The 17,577-nt window shown below is 46.5% G+C and carries 20 protein-coding genes; 7 read left to right on the top strand and 13 right to left on the bottom strand.

Features of this window, described 5'->3' with window-relative positions:
- Positions 1–3 precede the first annotated feature (3 nt).
- Together ICN14_RS04195 and ICN14_RS04190 are read right to left on the bottom strand one after the other, a co-directional pair.
- Positions 4–1,506: a M23 family metallopeptidase gene (locus ICN14_RS04195; protein ID WP_216225110.1), complete on the bottom strand. Its 1,503-nt coding sequence runs from the start codon at positions 1,504–1,506 to the stop codon at positions 4–6.
- Positions 1,507–1,538: 32 nt separating this feature from the next.
- Entirely contained in the window at positions 1,539–2,465 is a 927-nt protein-coding gene (locus tag ICN14_RS04190) for a 3-hydroxyacyl-CoA dehydrogenase NAD-binding domain-containing protein (RefSeq protein ID WP_216225109.1), read from the bottom strand.
- A gap of 125 nt (positions 2,466–2,590) precedes the next feature.
- Between ICN14_RS04190 and ICN14_RS04185 the strand changes: the two genes are divergently transcribed.
- Positions 2,591–3,724: a mandelate racemase/muconate lactonizing enzyme family protein gene (locus tag ICN14_RS04185; protein ID WP_216225107.1), complete on the top strand. Its 1,134-nt coding sequence runs from the start codon at positions 2,591–2,593 to the stop codon at positions 3,722–3,724.
- Between the two features lie 77 nt (positions 3,725–3,801).
- Here the strand turns inward: ICN14_RS04185 and ICN14_RS04180 are convergent, their stop codons facing one another.
- The 4 genes from ICN14_RS04180 to ICN14_RS04165 form a co-directional block, all read right to left on the bottom strand.
- The gene (locus ICN14_RS04180; RefSeq protein ID WP_216225106.1) at positions 3,802–5,814 is read right to left on the bottom strand and encodes a TRAP transporter permease; all 2,013 of its coding nucleotides are present in this window, start codon (positions 5,812–5,814) and stop codon (positions 3,802–3,804) included.
- A gap of 105 nt (positions 5,815–5,919) precedes the next feature.
- Complete coding sequence (locus ICN14_RS04175) at positions 5,920–6,870, bottom strand: TAXI family TRAP transporter solute-binding subunit (RefSeq protein ID WP_216225104.1); 951 nt, start codon at positions 6,868–6,870, stop codon at positions 5,920–5,922.
- 28 nt (positions 6,871–6,898) lie between these two features.
- Complete coding sequence (locus ICN14_RS04170) at positions 6,899–7,825, bottom strand: dihydrodipicolinate synthase family protein (protein WP_216225102.1); 927 nt, start codon at positions 7,823–7,825, stop codon at positions 6,899–6,901.
- A 12-nt stretch (positions 7,826–7,837) separates the two neighbouring features.
- Positions 7,838–8,767 (bottom strand): 2-hydroxyacid dehydrogenase, encoded by a 930-nt coding sequence (locus ICN14_RS04165; protein WP_216225101.1) that lies wholly within the window; start codon positions 8,765–8,767, stop codon positions 7,838–7,840.
- A gap of 84 nt (positions 8,768–8,851) precedes the next feature.
- Here ICN14_RS04165 and ICN14_RS04160 point away from each other — a divergent pair, with 84 nt between their 5' ends.
- Positions 8,852–9,793 (top strand): 3-hydroxyacyl-CoA dehydrogenase family protein, encoded by a 942-nt coding sequence (locus tag ICN14_RS04160; RefSeq protein ID WP_216225100.1) that lies wholly within the window; start codon positions 8,852–8,854, stop codon positions 9,791–9,793.
- Between the two features lie 7 nt (positions 9,794–9,800).
- Here the strand turns inward: ICN14_RS04160 and ICN14_RS04155 are convergent, their stop codons facing one another.
- Positions 9,801–11,006: an MFS transporter gene (locus ICN14_RS04155; RefSeq protein WP_216225099.1), complete on the bottom strand. Its 1,206-nt coding sequence runs from the start codon at positions 11,004–11,006 to the stop codon at positions 9,801–9,803.
- A gap of 44 nt (positions 11,007–11,050) precedes the next feature.
- On the opposite strand from ICN14_RS04155, the gene ICN14_RS04150 reads away from it, so the two are divergent.
- Positions 11,051–11,731 carry a cytochrome b/b6 domain-containing protein gene (locus ICN14_RS04150; protein WP_216225098.1) on the top strand — a complete coding sequence of 227 codons (681 nt, stop codon included), beginning with the start codon at positions 11,051–11,053 and terminating at the stop codon, positions 11,729–11,731.
- On the opposite strand, the gene ICN14_RS04145 is transcribed toward ICN14_RS04150, so the two are convergent.
- On the bottom strand, positions 11,732–12,181 hold the full coding sequence (locus tag ICN14_RS04145) for a cytochrome c (protein ID WP_255535964.1): 450 nt from the start codon (positions 12,179–12,181) through the stop codon (positions 11,732–11,734).
- A 91-nt stretch (positions 12,182–12,272) separates the two neighbouring features.
- A complete protein-coding gene (locus ICN14_RS04140) occupies positions 12,273–12,935 on the bottom strand; it encodes a site-2 protease family protein (RefSeq protein ID WP_216225096.1) in 663 nt (220 codons plus the stop codon).
- 28 nt (positions 12,936–12,963) lie between these two features.
- Between ICN14_RS04140 and ICN14_RS04135 the strand changes: the two genes are divergently transcribed.
- Genes ICN14_RS04135 through crcB form a run of 4 tightly spaced genes read left to right on the top strand, consistent with a single transcriptional unit; the run spans position 12,964 to position 14,488 of the window.
- The gene (locus tag ICN14_RS04135) at positions 12,964–13,131 is read left to right on the top strand and encodes a hypothetical protein (RefSeq protein ID WP_216225094.1); all 168 of its coding nucleotides are present in this window, start codon (positions 12,964–12,966) and stop codon (positions 13,129–13,131) included.
- A gap of 44 nt (positions 13,132–13,175) precedes the next feature.
- Positions 13,176–13,313 carry a hypothetical protein gene (locus tag ICN14_RS04130; RefSeq protein WP_173960827.1) on the top strand — a complete coding sequence of 46 codons (138 nt, stop codon included), beginning with the start codon at positions 13,176–13,178 and terminating at the stop codon, positions 13,311–13,313.
- 9 nt (positions 13,314–13,322) lie between these two features.
- Positions 13,323–14,102: a 4,5-DOPA dioxygenase extradiol gene (gene ygiD, locus ICN14_RS04125; protein WP_216225092.1), complete on the top strand. Its 780-nt coding sequence runs from the start codon at positions 13,323–13,325 to the stop codon at positions 14,100–14,102.
- 8 nt (positions 14,103–14,110) lie between these two features.
- Entirely contained in the window at positions 14,111–14,488 is a 378-nt protein-coding gene (crcB, locus tag ICN14_RS04120) for a fluoride efflux transporter CrcB (RefSeq protein WP_216225089.1), read from the top strand.
- 15 nt (positions 14,489–14,503) lie between these two features.
- On the opposite strand, the gene ICN14_RS04115 is transcribed toward crcB, so the two are convergent.
- The 4 genes from ICN14_RS04115 to ICN14_RS04100 are packed head-to-tail and all read right to left on the bottom strand — an operon-like array spanning position 14,504 to position 17,514.
- The gene (locus ICN14_RS04115) at positions 14,504–15,481 is read right to left on the bottom strand and encodes a tripartite tricarboxylate transporter substrate binding protein (protein WP_216225087.1); all 978 of its coding nucleotides are present in this window, start codon (positions 15,479–15,481) and stop codon (positions 14,504–14,506) included.
- Positions 15,478–15,999 (bottom strand): chromate transporter, encoded by a 522-nt coding sequence (locus ICN14_RS04110; RefSeq protein WP_216225085.1) that lies wholly within the window; start codon positions 15,997–15,999, stop codon positions 15,478–15,480. The genes ICN14_RS04115 and ICN14_RS04110 overlap by 4 nt, the downstream gene beginning before the upstream one ends.
- Positions 15,996–16,577: a chromate transporter gene (locus ICN14_RS04105; RefSeq protein WP_255535963.1), complete on the bottom strand. Its 582-nt coding sequence runs from the start codon at positions 16,575–16,577 to the stop codon at positions 15,996–15,998. Before ICN14_RS04105 ends, ICN14_RS04110 begins: the two co-directional genes overlap by 4 nt.
- Positions 16,540–17,514 (bottom strand): D-2-hydroxyacid dehydrogenase family protein, encoded by a 975-nt coding sequence (locus tag ICN14_RS04100; protein ID WP_216225083.1) that lies wholly within the window; start codon positions 17,512–17,514, stop codon positions 16,540–16,542. Before ICN14_RS04100 ends, ICN14_RS04105 begins: the two co-directional genes overlap by 38 nt.
- Positions 17,515–17,577 lie beyond the last annotated feature (63 nt).

Below are 17,577 nucleotides of genomic sequence, written 5' to 3'. Positions count from 1 at the left end.
TATTTAATTCTTGAGGGGTGTACCTAGCAACAGAATTTCTCTAGTGAGTAAGCCGCTATCACTATCGCGCATATTCCATAAATCTAATTCAGTTTTAGCACCATAGGGATCCACATAGATACCATCTTTTCTTAATTCAAAGTGCAGGTGAGGGCCAGTAGAGCGTCCGGTTGATCCAACATAGCCGATCTCTAAACCACGACGCACTTCGTTACCAACTTCTAGTTCAGCGTTGTAATTACTTAAGTGTGCATAGTAGGTGCGATAGTTGCCAGGATGCTCAAGGATGATCAGATTGCCAAATGCGCCGCTATAGCCCAAATGCACTACCTTGCCGGTCGCTACGCTAAAGATTGGCGTCCCAATCGGTGCTGAGTAATCAATCCCCATATGGGTTCGATATCGTTGCTTTGGCGCTGCCACCGCTGCATTGGTATTTTTGGATGGGGCAACTTTCTTGCTCGATGCTCTTACGCTTCCAACACCTCTAGATATACGTCGATAACTTAAGGGGTTGGTCCAAAAGGTGCGCTCGATAGACTCGCCACTGGCGGTATAAAAGCCACCGGGAATATCACTTCTCTCAACCCAAAATGCACTAGAAAATACTTCACCAGATGCTGGATCAATAATTTCAGCTGCCCAAATTTGCGCCCAGCGCTCTTTATCGCCAAAGTCCACTATCAAACGCACAACACTGTTGGTGTTTTCTAAAGCACTGTTTTCTTCTGGGTAAATTTGTTTAATTACGGAGTTCAATTCCCAAATCAGCTCCACCGGCAATTTATCGCCTACTTTTTTAGGGTCATATAAAACATCGCGTAATGGCAACTGAATTTCTGTAAAACGTTTTGACTCGTCTTTAAGGTAGTCTTGTTGAATTAAGAAGCTGCCTGCTGCTGAAGGCGTAAAAGTCCATATCTCTGTCTTGGCGTCCTGAATGGGGCCGTTCATAATGCTGAGCGATTCGAAGCGGTTACGACTTCCAAGAGCTAGCGCATATGGAATGCAGTTGCCGCGCATTCGATCAAAAAAGCCTTTGGTTTGGGCTTTAAAAAAATCATTGAAGTTGCGATCATTTAACCCCAAATTGGCTGGGAGGTTATCTTCGTTATAGCTGCGTCGGAGACAGCCACGTTGGACGCGGTAGTCCAAATTCGAGCCGCCATCATTGCTGTACTCGCCTTCAATCCGTTTGAATAACTCAGGATTCAGGCTCATGCTTTTGGAGTATTGATTGAGTGTGCCTTGCTTCACTTTGAGTCCGACTTGCTTACTACTTTGTATAACGGTCTTCTGTTTAACTTGTGGGGTCTTGCTGGCTTTGCTAGTTTGGCTTGTAGTTTGCGCTAGGGCGCTAGAGACGAGCTCTACCCCTGGCAGTTGAATGAGGCCAACTAAGGCGAATCCAATTACGTTGATTGCCCCTTTTAAAAAGAGGGGCCGCGCACAGACATTTTTCTTCACACCCCAATTATCCAATATTGTTGTGAAAGATCGCGGCATTTTGAAGTGTGCTGTATCGCAATAAATCTGGTTTAATTCAATTCAGGTGCTATTTTTAGCACTTCAAAGGCTGCCTTCAGACGTGCCTCATAGACTTGCTTCATTTGGGCCGCCTCCTCTGGTGACCACTCTCTAAACCCTGCGCCTTTAGCTATACCTGTTTTTCCAGAATTGACCAGATCCATAACGCAAGCGGGTGGTGATTGGATATTTGAGAGGGAGGGATAGATTACCTCTGCAGCTAGTGTCATACCTTCCCAGCCGGAGATTTCTTTTTGAGTCATGGGGCCGACTGCAGCATAACGAAAGCCAAAGCTATAGCGCACTGCAGTATCAACATCATCTGGTGAGGCGATTCCTTCTTGCACTAAAGAAAGTGCCTCGCGCATTAAGGCGTGCTGTATTCGGTTGGCTAAAAACCCTGGAATATCTCGCTTGACTAAGACCGGTTTTTTGCCATGGCTACGATACAGATTGCAAATCTGCTCAGCCATCTGTGGATCAGAATTTTCACCCAAGACCACCTCCACCAAAGGAACAATGTGAGCTGGCATAAAGTAATGAGTATTGAACATGCGATGGCTTGTTGCTAGACCTTGCGCAATATCGCTAATAGGAAAGCCTGAGCTGTTGCTGCCAATCGGAATGTTAGGCGGCACACGCTGATCAAGCTCTGTAAATAGCGCCTTTTTGAGATCAAGACGTTCAGAGATGGTTTCAATAACAAGATCGGTATTTTGCCAATCCGACCAATCTGCAATGCTGCCGGCAACTAACTGGGCGCCACTATCTCGCCATGTAGGATTAATAGTATCGGCACAGGCCTCCACCTTAGAAAGGCTGAGCTTTGCTTTATTAGGATCCCTGCCTAACAAAATTGTTTTGGCACCATAAGCCAGAAAGCTGGCTGCAATGCCAACCCCCATAGTGCCCGTTCCCATGACAACAACTTTGCTCATAATGTCTCCAAATCTTCGTAGATGAAGCTGATTCTGAATTCTGAAGCGACTCATTATTCCTTATTTGGGAGCCGTCATACATTCCTAATTATGGCTACAATAATTTTTTGAATATAGGAGTCCCCATGCCCATCATTGAGTCGGTATCAGTTGCTGCAGTAGCGGTGCCTCTAGATAAAGTTACCTCTTTTTCTACTCGGACGGTTTCAGAGCGTCACTATTGCTTAGTCAAGGTACGCGGCAAGGATGGCAATGAGGGTATTGGCTTTTGCTATGTGGGTAGTGCTGGCGGCGATATTGCTAAGATTGCAGTAGAGCAATTGCTAGCCCCAAAACTGATTGGTCAAAATAGCCATCGCAGTGAAGGTCTGTGGATGGATATGTATAACGAGTCCATTTTGCAAGGGCGTGCTGGTGCTGTCATGCGCGGTATCTCGATTTTGGATACAGCACTCTGGGATTTAAATGCCCGTGCTGCCAAGTTACCCCTTCACCATTATTTGGGATCAGTCGTAGATGACCGCGTCCCAGCTTATGCCAGTGGTGGCTACTATCTAGACGGTAAAACCCCCGCCAAGTTGGGCAAAGAGATGGAGTCCTACGTTAAACAGGGCTTTAAGGCCGTCAAAATGAAAGTAGGGCGCCTATCCCCAAGGGAAGAAGAAGCGCGCGTTAAGGCTGCTCGTAAGGCCGTTGGTGAGGACGTTTTGCTGACCTTGGATGCCAATAATGCCTGGCGTGATCTACCAACTGCCCTGGAATACATTCGTCGCTTTGAGGCTTATAACCCCTATTGGATTGAAGAGCCATTTTCACCTGATGCCATTGATCTGCATGCGGCTCTAGCGCGCCAAACCAAGATCAACGTTGCTACGGGTGAGATGGAGGCAGGACGCTGGCGTTTCAGGGAGCTCATCGATGCAGGTGGGGCAGCTATTTTGCAGTCTGATGCAGCTGTGTGTGGCGGTATTACCGAGTGGCGTCGTATTTCTGCTTACGCAGATCTAAAGGGTGTGATTGTTTGCCCGCATTGGATGCATGATCTGCATGCACCTTTAGTCGCAGCAACGCCAAATGCCCGCTTCGTAGAATTTTTCCTAGATGATCAGGTCCTGAACTTCCGTAGATTGATTAATAAGCAGCTTACTTTTAAGAATGGCGACTTGATTCTGCATAAAACTCCAGGATTGGGCTTTGAGTTTGATGAGGCTGCGATTAAAAAGTATGCCGGCAAGACTGCGTGGACCAAGATTGTGTAATAGATTTAAATTCCTGGCAATAAAAAATCCCGCCTCATGTGCGGGATTTTTTATGTTCTGATGTAGCTGAAATACTCTTAGCTGGACTTCGGATTTAATTTGAAATGGGTGATTGACTGAGTAATCAGCACCAAACCAAAACCTACAAATCCAATGATGTCAGCCTCGGTTGAAGGGTAGGCCAGTGCCACACCTGCGATCACCATAATGATGCGCTCAAAGACTTTGGTCTTTTCAATAAACCAGCCTTGAAGTCCACCAGCTAAGCAGATGATGCCGACTACTGCTGTAAATGAAACCCAGGCGATCTGAGCCCAATCTGCTTGCTCTAAAGCGGTGGTGGAGCCCATTAGCAATAAGCTCACGCCTGACTTATCGAGCACAAACATGAATGGCACCAAGATTGCTGGAGCAACGTACTTCCAGGTTTGCAAGGTAGTCTTGTATGGATTACCTTTACAAATAGCCGCAGCCGCAAAAGGAGAAAGCGCTGTCGGAGGGGATACCTCAGAAAGTACCGCGTAGTAAAAAATGAACATGTGCGCTGCAAATTCTGGAACACCAAGATTAATCAATGCAGGCGCTGCGATCACAGCGCAAATAATGTAAGACGCAGTTACTGGAACGGCAAGTCCGACAACCCAAACCACGAGGCCTGTAAAGATGGCGGTAAGTAAGAGCGAGCCACCCGCATACTGAATCACAATCGAGCTGAACTTCAAGCCTAGACCGGTCAGGGTAACAGTACCAACAATCAATCCAGCGCCAGCACAGGTCACTGCAATCGCAAGAACACCAGTTGAGCCAGATGCCAGTGCTTTAGTCAGGTTCGAATTGTACAAACCAGAGAAAATCTTCTCTTTGCCTTGGAACCACTCCCAAGGAATGATGGCGGTATCACGACGCAGCATGCTAGATAGTGCTGATACGACAGTCGCCCAAAACACCGACATGACTGGCGAGAAGCCAAACATCATGAACACCACAATTGAAACCAATGAGAAGAAGTGGAACCAATATTTTTTGGTTAACTGCCAGGCAGATTCCGCTGCTTTGAACTGGATGTTTTTCATTCCGTACTTGCGTACATCAATTTCCACCATGACCAAGAGGCCAAGGTAAAACAAAATGGTTGGAATGGTTGCCATCAGCAACACATCTAAGTAAGAAATCTTCAAAAAGTCAGCGATCAAGAATGCCGCTGCGCCGAGTACAGGTGGGGAGATGATTGCACCTAAACCGCCGGCAGCTAGCAAACCACCTGCCGCATTTTTTTCGTAACCGACTTTATCTAGCATTGGGGCTGCTACGGAACCAACGGTAACGGTAGTAGCTACGCCAGAACCTGATGGACCACCCAATAAGAATGAGGAAAGCACAATCGTTCTACCAACACCAGAAGATTTGCCACCCATTGCGGCAAAAGAGAAGTCGATAAAGAATTTGCCTGCACCAGTGAACTGGAGGAAGGCGCCAAAAATAGTGAACAGAATAATGAGGGTAGCTGATACGTCTACTGCAGTCCCGTAAATACCCTCTAGGGTCATGTACATGTAGCCAACTAGGCGATCAAGATCATAGCCTTTGTGTGTCCATGGGGCAGGTAAGTAGTTGCCAAAAAGGGCGTACGCCAAGAAGAGCGAGGTCACTACTACCAAGACCATGCCATTGGTTCTTCTGACGCTCTCTAGGATTAGGGCGATGAGAAAGACACCAACCATGACGTCAGTTGAATTCGGGGCAGTATTGCGATCAAACAGATCATCTCCACCGCTGAGGATGTAATAGGCGACAAGTACTGAGCCTATGGCAAATAAGGTATCCCACCACATGAGGCGGTTCTTAAATCGGGCTGCAATTGGAAAACTCAGGAAAACTAAAAACAGTACTAAGGCTACGTGGATAACCCGCAGTTGCTGTGTTGGAACAATCGAGTAAGCGGCATATAGATGAAAGAGTGACATGCCAACCGCCACCAAGGTGATGAACTTGGCCAAGAGACCTTTGTAGTCATTGGAATCACCTTCCTCTTGCTTAATGAAGGCATCTAATTTTTCTTGTGTTTCGTTATCAATCACAGCTTGTGTCATGTCTCTACCTATTTTTTTATATACAGCTTTTTATGCTACTAATGCTTCACTATCAAAAGACTCAGGAGTGCTGGTGAGCACTCCTGATGATGGGATTTAGTTAAATTAATTTAACTTGACGTTCTTTTCTTTGAAATACTTCGCTGCACCTGGGTGATATGCGATTGGTGTTGAGTTTTGTTTTTGATTCTCAAGGGTTACATTGATGTATTCCTTGTGAGTACGAACCAATTCAAGCTTGTTATCAAAGACAGCCTTCACAATTTTGTAAGCTTCATCATCAGGCATATTGGCATTGACGACGAGGATGTTGGCTACACCAGCAACTTTATTGTTTTTACCCATACCGCTATAGGTTTCTTTTGGGATGTCAGCAGCAAAGTACAGGTTGCCATATTTTTTGTTCATGGCAGCCACTTCAGCAGCGTTATCAATCATGACGATTTTCATGCCGGGGCTATTAGCTAAATCAGTAACAGCAGCAGTCGGTAGGCCGCCAACCCAGAAGAAGGCATCAATTTTGCGATCTTTTACCGCATTGACAGACTCAGCTACGCTCAAACGCTCGCGTTTGACGTCTTTGTCTTTATCAAGGCCAGCAGCCTCTAATAGACGAAATGCCATGACTTCGGTTGCGCTACCAGGGGCGCCTGTACTAATACGCTTACCTTTGAGATCCTTCATTGATTTGATGCCAGTGGAATCTACTGTTACAACGTGCATGAGATTTGGGTAAAGCACTAAGAGTGTACGCAAATCAATTTTCTTGTTGGTGAATTTACCTTCACCATCTTTAGCGTCTTTAGCAGCATCGGCCATGGAGAAGCCAACGTAAGGCTTGCCTGTACCGATGAGGTTTAGGTTATCTACCGAGCCGCCAGTAACTTCAGCGGTTGCAGACATTCCAGGTACCTTGCTAGAAAGTACTGAGGCAAGTCCACCACCCATTGGGTAATAAACACCACCAGTACCGCCGGTCGCTACTGAAATATTTTGTGCTTGTGCTGCACTAAACAACATAGTGAGCGACAGAGCAATTACTTTAACTAGCTTCATTTTTGTCTCCTGTTTTGTTTCTATTTAATTAAAGGCCGGGCATGCTGAAATTAATCTGTTGCAATTCACCTAGCAACTTAGCTTGCTGGTCAGCGCTGAGTTGCATGAGTGGTGGGCGTACGCGTAACCACTCGGAATCTTTGCTGAAATGGGCAACTGCAGTTTTCATACCGGCAATCATTTGATATTGAGCAAACACTGAGCGTACTTGATCTAGGGAGGCTTGACGTTGATCTGCGTCAGATTCTCTCCAATGGGCCGCCAATTCAGCGATGGCCTTAGGGTTTACGTTAGCAGTGGCGGAGATGCAACCAACGCCACCTGCACGGAGGGCGCGCATTAAGAAGACTTCGCTACCGGCATATACGCGGAAGCCTGATGGTGCCAAGAGTTTGATTACGGACTCTGTATAAGCCCAATCACCAGAACTATCTTTCATACCAACAACGGTTTTTGGATATTCCTTAGTTAAGCGTTCCAACAAAGACAGGCTTAAATTAATTTTGGTAACAGGTGGAATGTTGTAAATGTAAATTTGTAATGCAGCATCACCCACTTTTTGAATCACTTCTGAGAAATAGGCAAAGAGGCCATCATCAGTGACATCTTTGTAATAAAAAGGCGGCAACATGAGGACGCCTGCGCACTTATGCTGAACTGCGTGACGAGTCATGTTCACCGTAGCATCAATCGACGTGGCGCCTGTACCAGGCATCATGTGCGCAGGATTTAAGCCCCCTTCAATCAGCGTGGTTAATGTGCCCATCTTTTGTGGCGCGGACATAGAGTTGGCTTCTGAGTTCGTGCCGAAGATCGCTTGACCAACGCCATTGGCTTCGAGCCATTGACATTGCTTCAGTAATTTTTTGGCATCTGGAGTGCCATCTTCTTTAAATGGAGTTAAGACAGGCGAGAGCACTGCGGGTAATGTGGAAGGGTGTAGGGAAATCGTCATGCTTACTCCAATTTAATTTTTTACTTCGGTAAGAAGAGGTTTTTTATTATAGAAAGCTTCTAAATTATCTATTGCTAGGTTCGTCATCAATTGTCGCGTTTCAGAAGTAGCGCTTCCAATATGCGGGGTTAGTAAGACATTATCAATATTTAAGAAGCCGACGTTTGGATTTGGCTCATTTTCAAATACATCGAGTGCTGCGCCAGCGATGATTTTTTGCTGCAGTGCAACTAAAAGTGCGGCTTCGTCTACTACGCTGCCCCGTGCAATATTAATCAGATAACCCTTCGGCCCTAAAGCTTCTAGGACTTCAGCATTAATCATTTTTTCTGTTTCTGGACTAGCAGGGCAGGCAAGAATCAGAATGTCTGATACCTTTGCCAAGGACTGAATGTCACTGAAGTACTCGTAAGGTAATTCTTTTTGAGTTGGGCCGGTGTAGGCCAGCTTGACCTTAAAAGGCTCTAAGCGTTTTGCTAGATCTTGGCCAATGCGACCCATCCCAGCAATCCCCACTCGCTTTCCCGCTAAGGTGGTGGCGACTCTAAATAGGCCTTGTGACCAGGCGCGACTTTTTACAAACTGATGGGCTTCGGGGATGTGTCGTAGCAGGCCAAGCATCATCCCAATAGCAAGCTCACAAACTGCGTCATTAAGCACGCCAGGGGTATTACTAGCCTTAATACCTTTCTGCTTTAGATACTCCAAAGGAAGGTTGTCATAACCAACCCCGCAAGTAGCCACAATGCGGATGTTTGGGAGTTGCTCAAGTAGTTTGATGGGTAATTTCGTATTTGAGCGAATCAAAATACTTTCAAAGGAGCCTGGGGGCACTTGCGAGCCGGTATCGAGAAGATGTACGGCACTTAGACGCTGGTCTATGACCGCCTGCATTACTTCTGGAAATTGCCCGACCTGCAGCACCGAATTGACTGGGATCATGTCTCACTTACTTTTTTATTGGAATAATGAAAACATTGTAAGAGGATTTGTAATCCTTATCTTGCCCCCGAAGGAGAAATTGAGATGTTGTTTACCCCATCCGAAACTAAAGTCGTCATTGTTGGCGGCGGCACCATGGGTGCTGATGTGGCAGCTGTTTGCGCTCGCGGGGGTTGTGCTGTGCAGGTTCTAGAACCAACCACTGAACGCCGGGCACTATTGCCAGATTACTTTGCCAACACCATGATGGATTTGGGCTACGAGCATCGCCTGCATTTGCTTTCTACTGCAGGTTCCCTAGAGGAGATAGATTGGCCAGAGGTAGATTTAGTCATTGAGTGCGTACCTGAGCGTTTGGATATTAAGCAAGAGCTGTTTGCCAAGCTGGAGCAATACGCAAAACCGGAAGCAGTTTTAGCAAGTAATAGCACGAGCTTTCCGATTAGTGATATTTCAAAAGGGTTGAAAACGGCAGCGCGAATGATTGGGCTGCATTTCTTTATGCCTGCCCACTTGGTTCCGTGTGTAGAAGTAGTCTACGGACAAAAAACTTCTCCGATGGTGGGTGAAAGCCTTTCTCGATTGATGACGGCTTGCGGCATGGTCCCGGTCACCGTGAAAAAAGATTTACCAGGCTTCTTAGCAAATCGCTTACAGCATGCTTTATCGCGTGAAGCCTTTGCCATGGTCGATGCGGGAATTGCTAGCTTGGAAGATATTGATAAGGCCGTCCGTTTTGGTTTTGGCTTTCGCTACATCGCTGCTGGACCAGCAATGCAGAGGGACCATGCTGGTTTAGATGTGCATGGTGCCGGCGGCGCAACGATTTATCCCACTCTGAATAACTCCCCAGACATTGCAAAATGTTTGAGCGATCGTATCGCCAGTGGCAAATTGGGAATGAAAACCGGCGAAGGTTTTTATTCATGGACAGCAGAGACGATGAAGGCTGAGCGAGAGCGCTATCAAGAAGCCTTGCGCGAAGGCTTAAAGATCATTCAAAAGGACCTGCCAGAGATTAAGTAAACAAACTCTAGGCAAGATCCTTCAGATTGAGTTTTCTCAGTTGGGGTGCAAATTGGTAGGTAAGTAATACGACCAGTATGGTTGCTGCCCCACCAAATACGATTGATGGAACAAGCCCGATCAGGCTTGCTGCAATCCCGGACTCAAGCGCACCCAATTCGTTAGAGGAGCCAATGAATATCCCATTGATAGCGCTGATTCTGCCTCGCATCTGATCCGGAGTCGTCAACTGCATAATGCTGCCGCGGATGACTACCGAAATAGAGTCGCAACAACCCGAGATAAATAGGAAGAGTGCTGCAAGCCAAAGATTGTTGGAGAGTCCAAAAGCAATAATGGCAATCCCAAAGCCGCCGACTGATAAAAATAAGTGTCTTCCAGTGTCTTCTAGTAGAGGCCGGCGTGCCAAGTAAAGACCGGTGATGACTGCCCCAGCTGCAGGCGCTGCCCTCAGAATTCCCAAAGTTTCTGGACCGGCATCAAGGACCTCTTTAACAAAGGCTGGAAGAATAGATACGGCGCCACCAAATAGCACGGCAAACATATCTAGCAGCATGATGCCGACAATCAGATCATGTTTTCGTACGTAGTTGAAGCCTTCAAAAAAGCTTTTTAAGAAATCATTACTTACGCCTTCAGGTCGTTCATGTTTGATATGAATAAAGCTCACTCCATAGAGGCCGATAGCTCCACTCAATGCGGCCATGGCATAGGTCCACTCTAGCCCAGCAAATCCAATCATGAGTCCACCTAAACCTGGTCCGGCTACAACGCAAATCTGAAAGGCTGAGGATGCGTATGCGGTATAGCGAGGCAATTGATCTCGGGGAATGATTTGACCAAAGATGGCTTGATAGGAAGGGCGCAATAGTGCGCGCGCTAAACCTAAGCATGCTACTGCTGTGTAAATCAAGGGAACAGGTGGCGTTAACCAGTCGAGTGCTATTGCGACTAAGAGCAAAGCGACCGCAATGTGGAGGCCACACGCAAGCGCTGAAATCAATTTTCTGGAATGACGATCTACGGCATGGCCAGCATAGAGGGCCAATACAAAGTAGGGGACAAGCTCCGCCAAGCCAATCAGACCAAGTGAAACGACGCTATTGGTAATTTCGTAGATATGCCACCCCACTGCAACCATCATGATTTGATAGCTGAGAGTTGCGCCTATGCGATAGAGCAACAGGGTTTTAAAGGCTTGACTAGTTTTCATTAATTTTTCTTATTCTAAAGGTGACAGTGATTTATTCTCTAGATATGAAAAAAATCATTCGCGTTTGGGATTTGCCGATTCGCCTGTTTCATTGGTGTTTGGTTATCGGCATCGCTCTGAGTTTCGTGACCGTCAAGATTGGCGGCAATGCCATGGAGCTCCATGCGCGAGTCGGCTACTGTGTATTAGCTTTGATTATTTTTAGAATCTGCTGGGGCTTGATTGGCTCGTACCATGCCCGCTTTATCAATTTTGTTCCTAGCCCAAAAGGGCTTCTCAATTATCTATCCGGTAAAGCCAAGGCGGGACTGGGGCATAACCCCTTGGGCGCGCTATCTGTTTTAGCTTTACTCTTTTCGATTGGTCTTCAGGCGGTGACTGGTCTTTTTGCGAATGACGATATCGCTTTTGAGGGGCCGCTAGCAAAACATGTTTCCAATGGAACGGTTGAATTTTTAACTTCGATTCATCATCAGAATGAAAAGGTTCTGATTATTTTGATTGTTGTTCACCTCTGTGCAATTTTTTATTATCAAAAATTCAAGGGTGAGAATTTAATTAAGCCAATGTTGCTGGGCGATAAAGAAATCGACCCAAGCGAGGAGGCAAAGTATCTACCTGCTGACTTGGGTCAAGCCTCCAAGGATGGAGCTTGGCAACGTGGCTTAGCTTTGTTGGTGCTTAGCCTGATTGCGGTGATTCTGGGTTACTTGATAACGAACTAATTACTTTTTCTTGAAGTCGTCATGGCAACCTTTGCAGGTCGCGCCAGCTGCACCAAAAGCCTTCTTAATGGCATCTTGATCACCCGATAGCGCAGCAGTATTCAGATTTGCAACAGCAAGCTGCATCTTTTCTGAAGCGGCTTTAAATTTAGCGTTGTCCGACCAAACCGCTGGAAGTGCATTGCCACCTTCAGTGCCTGGTCCAAAGGCTTGCCATGGGAGGCTAGAGATGGTTGCAACTACATCAGCATTCTTAGCTACTTCATCTTTATTGAAAGGCGCCTCACCTTTAACTACAGCAGCAATTTTCCCAAAAGAATTTGCCATCACAGTGAATGCGCTTTGGCGGTACTTAATTGCATCCTCAGGTTTTTTGAATTGCGCATAAGCAATTCCGCTAACCAGCAATGTTGGTGCAAGGGTGGCTAAAACAAGATGTTTGAGTTTCATGAGAGGCTCCATTCATTTCTATTCATTTGGGGGTAAGGTTATATTGGCTCAGCATACTCCCGAATGCTGTTTTTTACCTATTGAAATCTATCTAGAAAATCATTCTTAAGGGGCTGGTCAGCAAGAGAATCAACCACTCAAAAAAAGCCATCAAGGGGGTCATCCAAAGGCTGCCAATAATCCCAGTAAATACTAGGCCGAGAACGATAAAAAAGCCCCAGGGCTCTAACTTACCTAGGGCAATGGATTGCCGCGCCGGGAGAAGGCCTGCAAGTATTCGCCCGCCATCGAGAGGCGGAAGCGGAAATAGGTTGAAAACCAGCAATCCTAAATTCCAGGTAATGCCAGCCTGCGACATGGAGATGAGGAACTTTTCGTTGATGCCGAGCCCTACAAACCCAATGAGTAGGATTAGCCAAATTAAAGCCTGAATGAAATTGGAGCCAGGGCCAGCTAAGGCTACCCAAATGGAGTCAATTCTGGGGTTGCGTAGGCGCCCAAAGTTCACTGGCACTGGTTTGGCATAGCCGACTAAAAATGGGGATCCTGACAAAATCAATAGCAGGGGGATCAGAATTGTTCCCACGGGGTCTATATGTTTAATGGGGTTGAGGCTTACTCTACCCAGCATATAGGCCGTATTGTCGCCAAATTGACGTGCAGCAAAGCCGTGAGCGGCCTCATGAATCGTGATGGCAAAAATCAAGGGAATCGCATTAATCGCGACAGCTTGGATAGAATAGTCGGTAATCATGGCAATATGATATCCATAGGAGCAAAAAGTGACTGACGATAAAAAACCTGAATCAAAAACCCCAGCCAAGCCAGTAGTAGCTAAGCCGGTAGCCCGTCCACCAGCCCCCAAAGGCCCATCTGGTCCTGGCGGTAGGCCTCAGGCAGGCTTTGGAGGCGGAAAAGCCATGATGCGTAAGGCTGGCCGCGGCCGATAGTGGATAATTACGCTACTAATTAATGTGTTTAATGAGGATTTAGCATGAACGAATGGCATAAAGAAACGAAAGACGAAATCAACAAGAAGATCATTACTTTGATCGTGATGTTGGCAGCCGCTACTAGCTTGGCTATTTTGTTTGCATTGGTTGCAGCTCATACTGGTTACGTATTCGGCTAATCTGCATTAATGACTAGCCATCGCCAACCTGCAGTATTTGCGGGCCATGGCAGTCCGATGTACGCCATCGAGCCCAATCGCTATACAGCCGCTTGGACCAGTCTTGGTAAATCACTTAAACGCCCAGATGCGATCTTAGTCATCTCGGCTCATTGGGTAACCCGCGGAGTATGGGTTACCGCAATGCCAAAACCCAAAACGATTCATGACTTTGGTGGATTTCCGCAGGCCTTGTTTGATATTCAGTATCCAGCGCCAGGAAGTCCTGCGCTTGCCGATCGCGTAAAAGAATTACTAGATGTTCCTGTCGTGCTTGAAGAGAATGAATGGGGTATTGATCACGGCGCTTGGTCTGTTCTCAAATATCTTTATCCAAATGCCGATGTACCTGTGGTTCAATTGAGTCTAGATGGCTCCTTATCTGCAAAAGAGCATTACGAGCTGGCTAAAAAATTGCGCCCTTTGCGTGATGAAAATATTTTGATTCTGGCAAGTGGCAATGTGGTGCATAACTTGCGCACTATCCAATGGGAGGAAGGTGCAGCCCCTTATCCATGGGCTAAAGAGTTCAATGATTTCTTTGTTTCGGAAATGAAGGCCAATCACCATGAGACCCTGATTCATTGGGAGCAATTTGGTGACGCTGCTCATTTATCTATTCCAACACCCGAGCACTATTGGCCAGCATTGTATGTGCTCGCTCAGCAAGAGCAGGGTGAGTTTCCTAAAACGCAAGTTGATGGAATAGAAATGGGTTCCATTGGTATGCTTACTTTTACAATCCAATAAATATTCTTATGTGGCTATCTATCCTTGCAATCTTCTGCGGCGCTGGTCTTGGTGCATTACTGAGGGCAGGTTTTAATCTTGCAACCGTGGGTGTCGCTTCAATGCTTCCTTTGGGAACTTTTATCTCCAATATGGTTGGCGGTTACCTAATTGGTATTGCGGTAGCTTTCTTTGGCAATAATCCCAATCTCTCTCCAGAGTGGAAGTTGTTCGTGATTACCGGCTTCTTGGGTGGCCTCACAACCTTCTCCAGCTTTTCTGCTGAGGTTGTGGGATTTATGCAGCGTGGCGAAGTGACTTGGGCGCTGGGTACCGCGCTCTTGCATTTAGTCGGTTCACTGTGCCTTACCTTTTTAGGTATCCTGACTTATCAAGCGCTGAAGTAAGTTTTTCAGTCAAACCTATTCAGGTTTGATATTTCCAGCCTTAACTACGGCACTCCATTTCGCCGCTTCAGACTTGATCAGGGCTGCGAAATCAGCGGGGCTTCCACCGCCAATTTCATTTCCTTGAGAAAGCATTAATTCACGCAGTTGTGGATCTTTTAAAGCTTCGTTGGCTGCAGCATTTAGCTTATCAATAATCAGTTTAGGAGTTTTGGCGGGCGCGATAAATCCTTGCCAATTCAGCACCTCAACCTTGGGGTAGCCAACCTCAGCAAAGCTAGGCACATTTGGTAGAAGTGGGGATCTCTTTTTGCTTGTGATGGCGATAGGACGTAGCTTATCCGCTTTGATGCTGGGCACTGCTGAATACATTTGATCAAACATCATATCCACGTTGCCACCCATGAGGTCCGTTAAACCAGCGGAACCACTCTTATAAGGAACATGAATCATTTTGATGCCGGCATTCTGCATAAATAGTTCTGCAGATAATTGATGGCTGCCGCCAATACCCCCTGAAGAAAAGGTGAGGGTGCCTGGTTTTGCTTTTGCTGCCGTGACAATATCTTGAATAGTTTTATAGGGTGAGTTTGGGTGAACTACTAAAACTAAGGGACCTTTCTCAATCAAGATGATTGGGCTGAGATCCGTTTCGGGGTCGTAGCGAAGATTACCAAATAAGGTTTTATTCACAGCCATGGGGGCGAAGTTCCCCATCCCAATTGTGTAGCCATCTGGTGCTGATCTTGCAACAAACTCAGTACCAATATTTCCGCCGGCGCCAGGTTTGTTATCAACCACAATCGGTTGCTTCAAAATCAAACTCATTTTCTGAGCTAGTTGCCTGCTGCGAGAATCAGCACTACCTCCAGCGCCATAGGGCACGATCAAATTGATCGGTTTGCTGGGATAGTTTGCTTGTGCGTGTGCAGATCCAATCAAAAAAACTGCTGAGCACAAAACACTCGTCTGTAAAAATCGCATGAATTTCATATAAGTCCTAATGCTCCTAGAGCGGCGCCAAGTCCGATTAAATACAAAGGATGCCAACGAGTAAAAACAGTAATTCCAATAGTGAATAGTGTCAATGCATAGGCAGCGTAGCTGTGATTAATTTGTAAAGCAATCTGCCATGCAGAAGAGAGAACTAGGCCAATGGCTAGAGCTGCTGCTGCGTATTGAATCGATTTCTTTTTGTGAGCATCTTTCATGCCTAGTATCAGGCGTTGTAAGTGATAGACCAGAATAGATGACGGCCATGCAATTGCAACAGTAGCTATTAGCGCTCCTAAAGCACCATAAACATGCCAGCCAATTAAGGTGACCGTCATAAAGTTCGGCCCTGGTGCAGCTTGCGCAATCGCGAAGTAATCGGCAAAAGTTTGAAGATCTATCCAGTGCTCTTGATACACCGATAAATTCAGCAAGCTTGGAAGTAAGGCATTTACGCCGCCAAAGGCAATCAAAGAAAAGGCGGAGAGTTTTAAAAATAAGCTCAGCAAAATGTTCATAGTTTGCGAGCCTTCTTTTGCGCCAAGAACCAGGCCAGTGGTGATGCTATGAGTACTACCCAACCAAGTCCTAGCTGGTAATAGCTGGCTGCGATTACTGTAACCAGTACAACCAGCAGCATTGCTGGAAAGCGTAACTCGTCGCGCAACATTTTGATGCCAGTGGAGGCGATTAAACCAACCCCAACTGCAGAAATGCCGCGCAGCACTCCTTGTATCGACTCCATATAGCTGTAATGTGTATAGAGAACGGCTAACAGCATCACAATGCAGATGGGCCCTAGCGTTAAACCAAGGACGGCTGCCAACGCGCCCCTAGCGCCAGCAAATCGAGAGCCAATACACACCGCAAGATTCACAATATTCGGGCCTGGAACAATTTGGCAGATGCCCAGAATGGCACTAAATTCTTCCGAGCTTAATACCTTGTCGCGTTCAACCAGAGTGCGACGTGCCCATGGCAACACTCCACCAAAACCAGACATGCCGATTTTGCTGAAGCTGATAAATAACTGTGAGGGTGTAAGCGTCTTCAAAGCATTAAGGTTCGAAAGGATGCGGTACTGGCTTTTGGTCAAGCCAAGCCTCTAGCGTTTGAGTAATGCCTTTTGAGAAAGTTTCAAAAATAGGTTCTGCAATAAAACCCAGGTGCGGAGTTGCCAGTAGATTCGGGGTATTGCGTAGTGGATCATTGGATGGCAAAGGTTCAATATCAAATACATCTACTGCAGCTTGACCGGGACGACCCTGTTTAAGGGCGGCGCATAAGTCAGGCATATTGATCAATGCGGATCGTGATGTGTTTACCAGAATCGAGTCTGGGCGCATTAGCTTAAGTTGATCTGCGCTAATCAGGCCTTTGGTTCCAGGGCCAGCCACTAAGTGCATTGTGACCACCTTTGATGTGCTGAGTAATTCATCGAGGCTAACGGATTTGGCGTTTTCGACGGCGGCGCGTTCCGGTGTCATATTGGGGCTCCAGGTGACAAGCTCCATTCCAAATGCTTTGCCAACGCGAGCAACAGAGCTGCCGATAGCGCCCAGACCAATAACTCCGAGGCGCTCACCTGCAAGCATCGGCAGGACCGAGAGTTCATTACGCCAGCCACCAGAAGTCACCAGATTGTTTTGGCCAACTAGTTGTTTGGATGCTCCCAAGATTAAGGCCCAGGTTAGCTCAGTGGTAGTTTCTTTCGAAGGACCTCCCGGTGTGCAGGCTATTGGAATATTCCGCGAGAGGAGGGCAGCGCTATCTAAAGTGCCATTGCGTTTGCCAGTGAACATTAATAATTTAAGTTTTGACAGTCTCGCAATCATTGCCTCATTAAAAGGGGATCTATCGCGCACAATGGCAATGACATCGGCATCCTTGACCGCTTCATATAAGGCCTCATCGCGCAATGGCTCATGGTGAATGGTGAGATTTGAGCTTTGCTCTATCCGATTCCAATTAGAGAAGCGACGCAGGGCGCGTTCGTAATCTCCTAGGATGACAATATTGGGTAAATTGGTCATGTCTCTCTTTGCTGATTTGTTATTCTGTTTGAGTTTACTATCGATCCCTAAGCAATTTTGACA

It is taken from the genome of Polynucleobacter sp. MG-27-Goln-C1 (assembly GCF_018881905.1).
In the GTDB taxonomy this organism is placed as follows: Bacteria; Pseudomonadota; Gammaproteobacteria; order Burkholderiales; family Burkholderiaceae; genus Polynucleobacter.
Note: the sequence above shows the minus strand (reverse complement) of the source record. Positions and strands in the feature narration are given on the sequence as shown.

Bases quoted from the DNA above. Each gene is read 5' to 3' on its own strand.
- ICN14_RS04195 (WP_216225110.1), bottom strand. From the start codon at position 1,506: ATGCCGCGATCTTTCACAACAATATTGGATAATTGGGGTGTGAAGAAA.
- ICN14_RS04140 (WP_216225096.1), bottom strand. From the start codon at position 12,935: ATGATTACCGACTATTCTATCCAAGCTGTCGCGATTAATGCGATTCCC.
- ICN14_RS04180 (WP_216225106.1), bottom strand. From the start codon at position 5,814: ATGACACAAGCTGTGATTGATAACGAAACACAAGAAAAATTAGATGCC.
- ICN14_RS04165 (WP_216225101.1), bottom strand. From the start codon at position 8,767: ATGATCCCAGTCAATTCGGTGCTGCAGGTCGGGCAATTTCCAGAAGTA.
- ICN14_RS04175 (WP_216225104.1), bottom strand. From the start codon at position 6,870: ATGAAGCTAGTTAAAGTAATTGCTCTGTCGCTCACTATGTTGTTTAGT.
- ICN14_RS04160 (WP_216225100.1), top strand. From the start codon at position 8,852: ATGTTGTTTACCCCATCCGAAACTAAAGTCGTCATTGTTGGCGGCGGC.
- ICN14_RS04155 (WP_216225099.1), bottom strand. From the start codon at position 11,006: ATGAAAACTAGTCAAGCCTTTAAAACCCTGTTGCTCTATCGCATAGGC.
- ICN14_RS04100 (WP_216225083.1), bottom strand. From the start codon at position 17,514: ATGACCAATTTACCCAATATTGTCATCCTAGGAGATTACGAACGCGCC.
- ICN14_RS04190 (WP_216225109.1), bottom strand. From the start codon at position 2,465: ATGAGCAAAGTTGTTGTCATGGGAACGGGCACTATGGGGGTTGGCATT.
- ICN14_RS04145 (WP_255535964.1), bottom strand. From the start codon at position 12,181: ATGAAACTCAAACATCTTGTTTTAGCCACCCTTGCACCAACATTGCTG.
- ICN14_RS04170 (WP_216225102.1), bottom strand. From the start codon at position 7,825: ATGACGATTTCCCTACACCCTTCCACATTACCCGCAGTGCTCTCGCCT.
- ICN14_RS04150 (WP_216225098.1), top strand. From the start codon at position 11,051: ATGAAAAAAATCATTCGCGTTTGGGATTTGCCGATTCGCCTGTTTCAT.
- crcB (WP_216225089.1), top strand. From the start codon at position 14,111: ATGTGGCTATCTATCCTTGCAATCTTCTGCGGCGCTGGTCTTGGTGCA.
- ICN14_RS04130 (WP_173960827.1), top strand. From the start codon at position 13,176: ATGAACGAATGGCATAAAGAAACGAAAGACGAAATCAACAAGAAGATC.
- ICN14_RS04115 (WP_216225087.1), bottom strand. From the start codon at position 15,481: ATGAAATTCATGCGATTTTTACAGACGAGTGTTTTGTGCTCAGCAGTT.
- ICN14_RS04110 (WP_216225085.1), bottom strand. From the start codon at position 15,999: ATGAACATTTTGCTGAGCTTATTTTTAAAACTCTCCGCCTTTTCTTTG.
- ICN14_RS04185 (WP_216225107.1), top strand. From the start codon at position 2,591: ATGCCCATCATTGAGTCGGTATCAGTTGCTGCAGTAGCGGTGCCTCTA.
- ygiD (WP_216225092.1), top strand. From the start codon at position 13,323: ATGACTAGCCATCGCCAACCTGCAGTATTTGCGGGCCATGGCAGTCCG.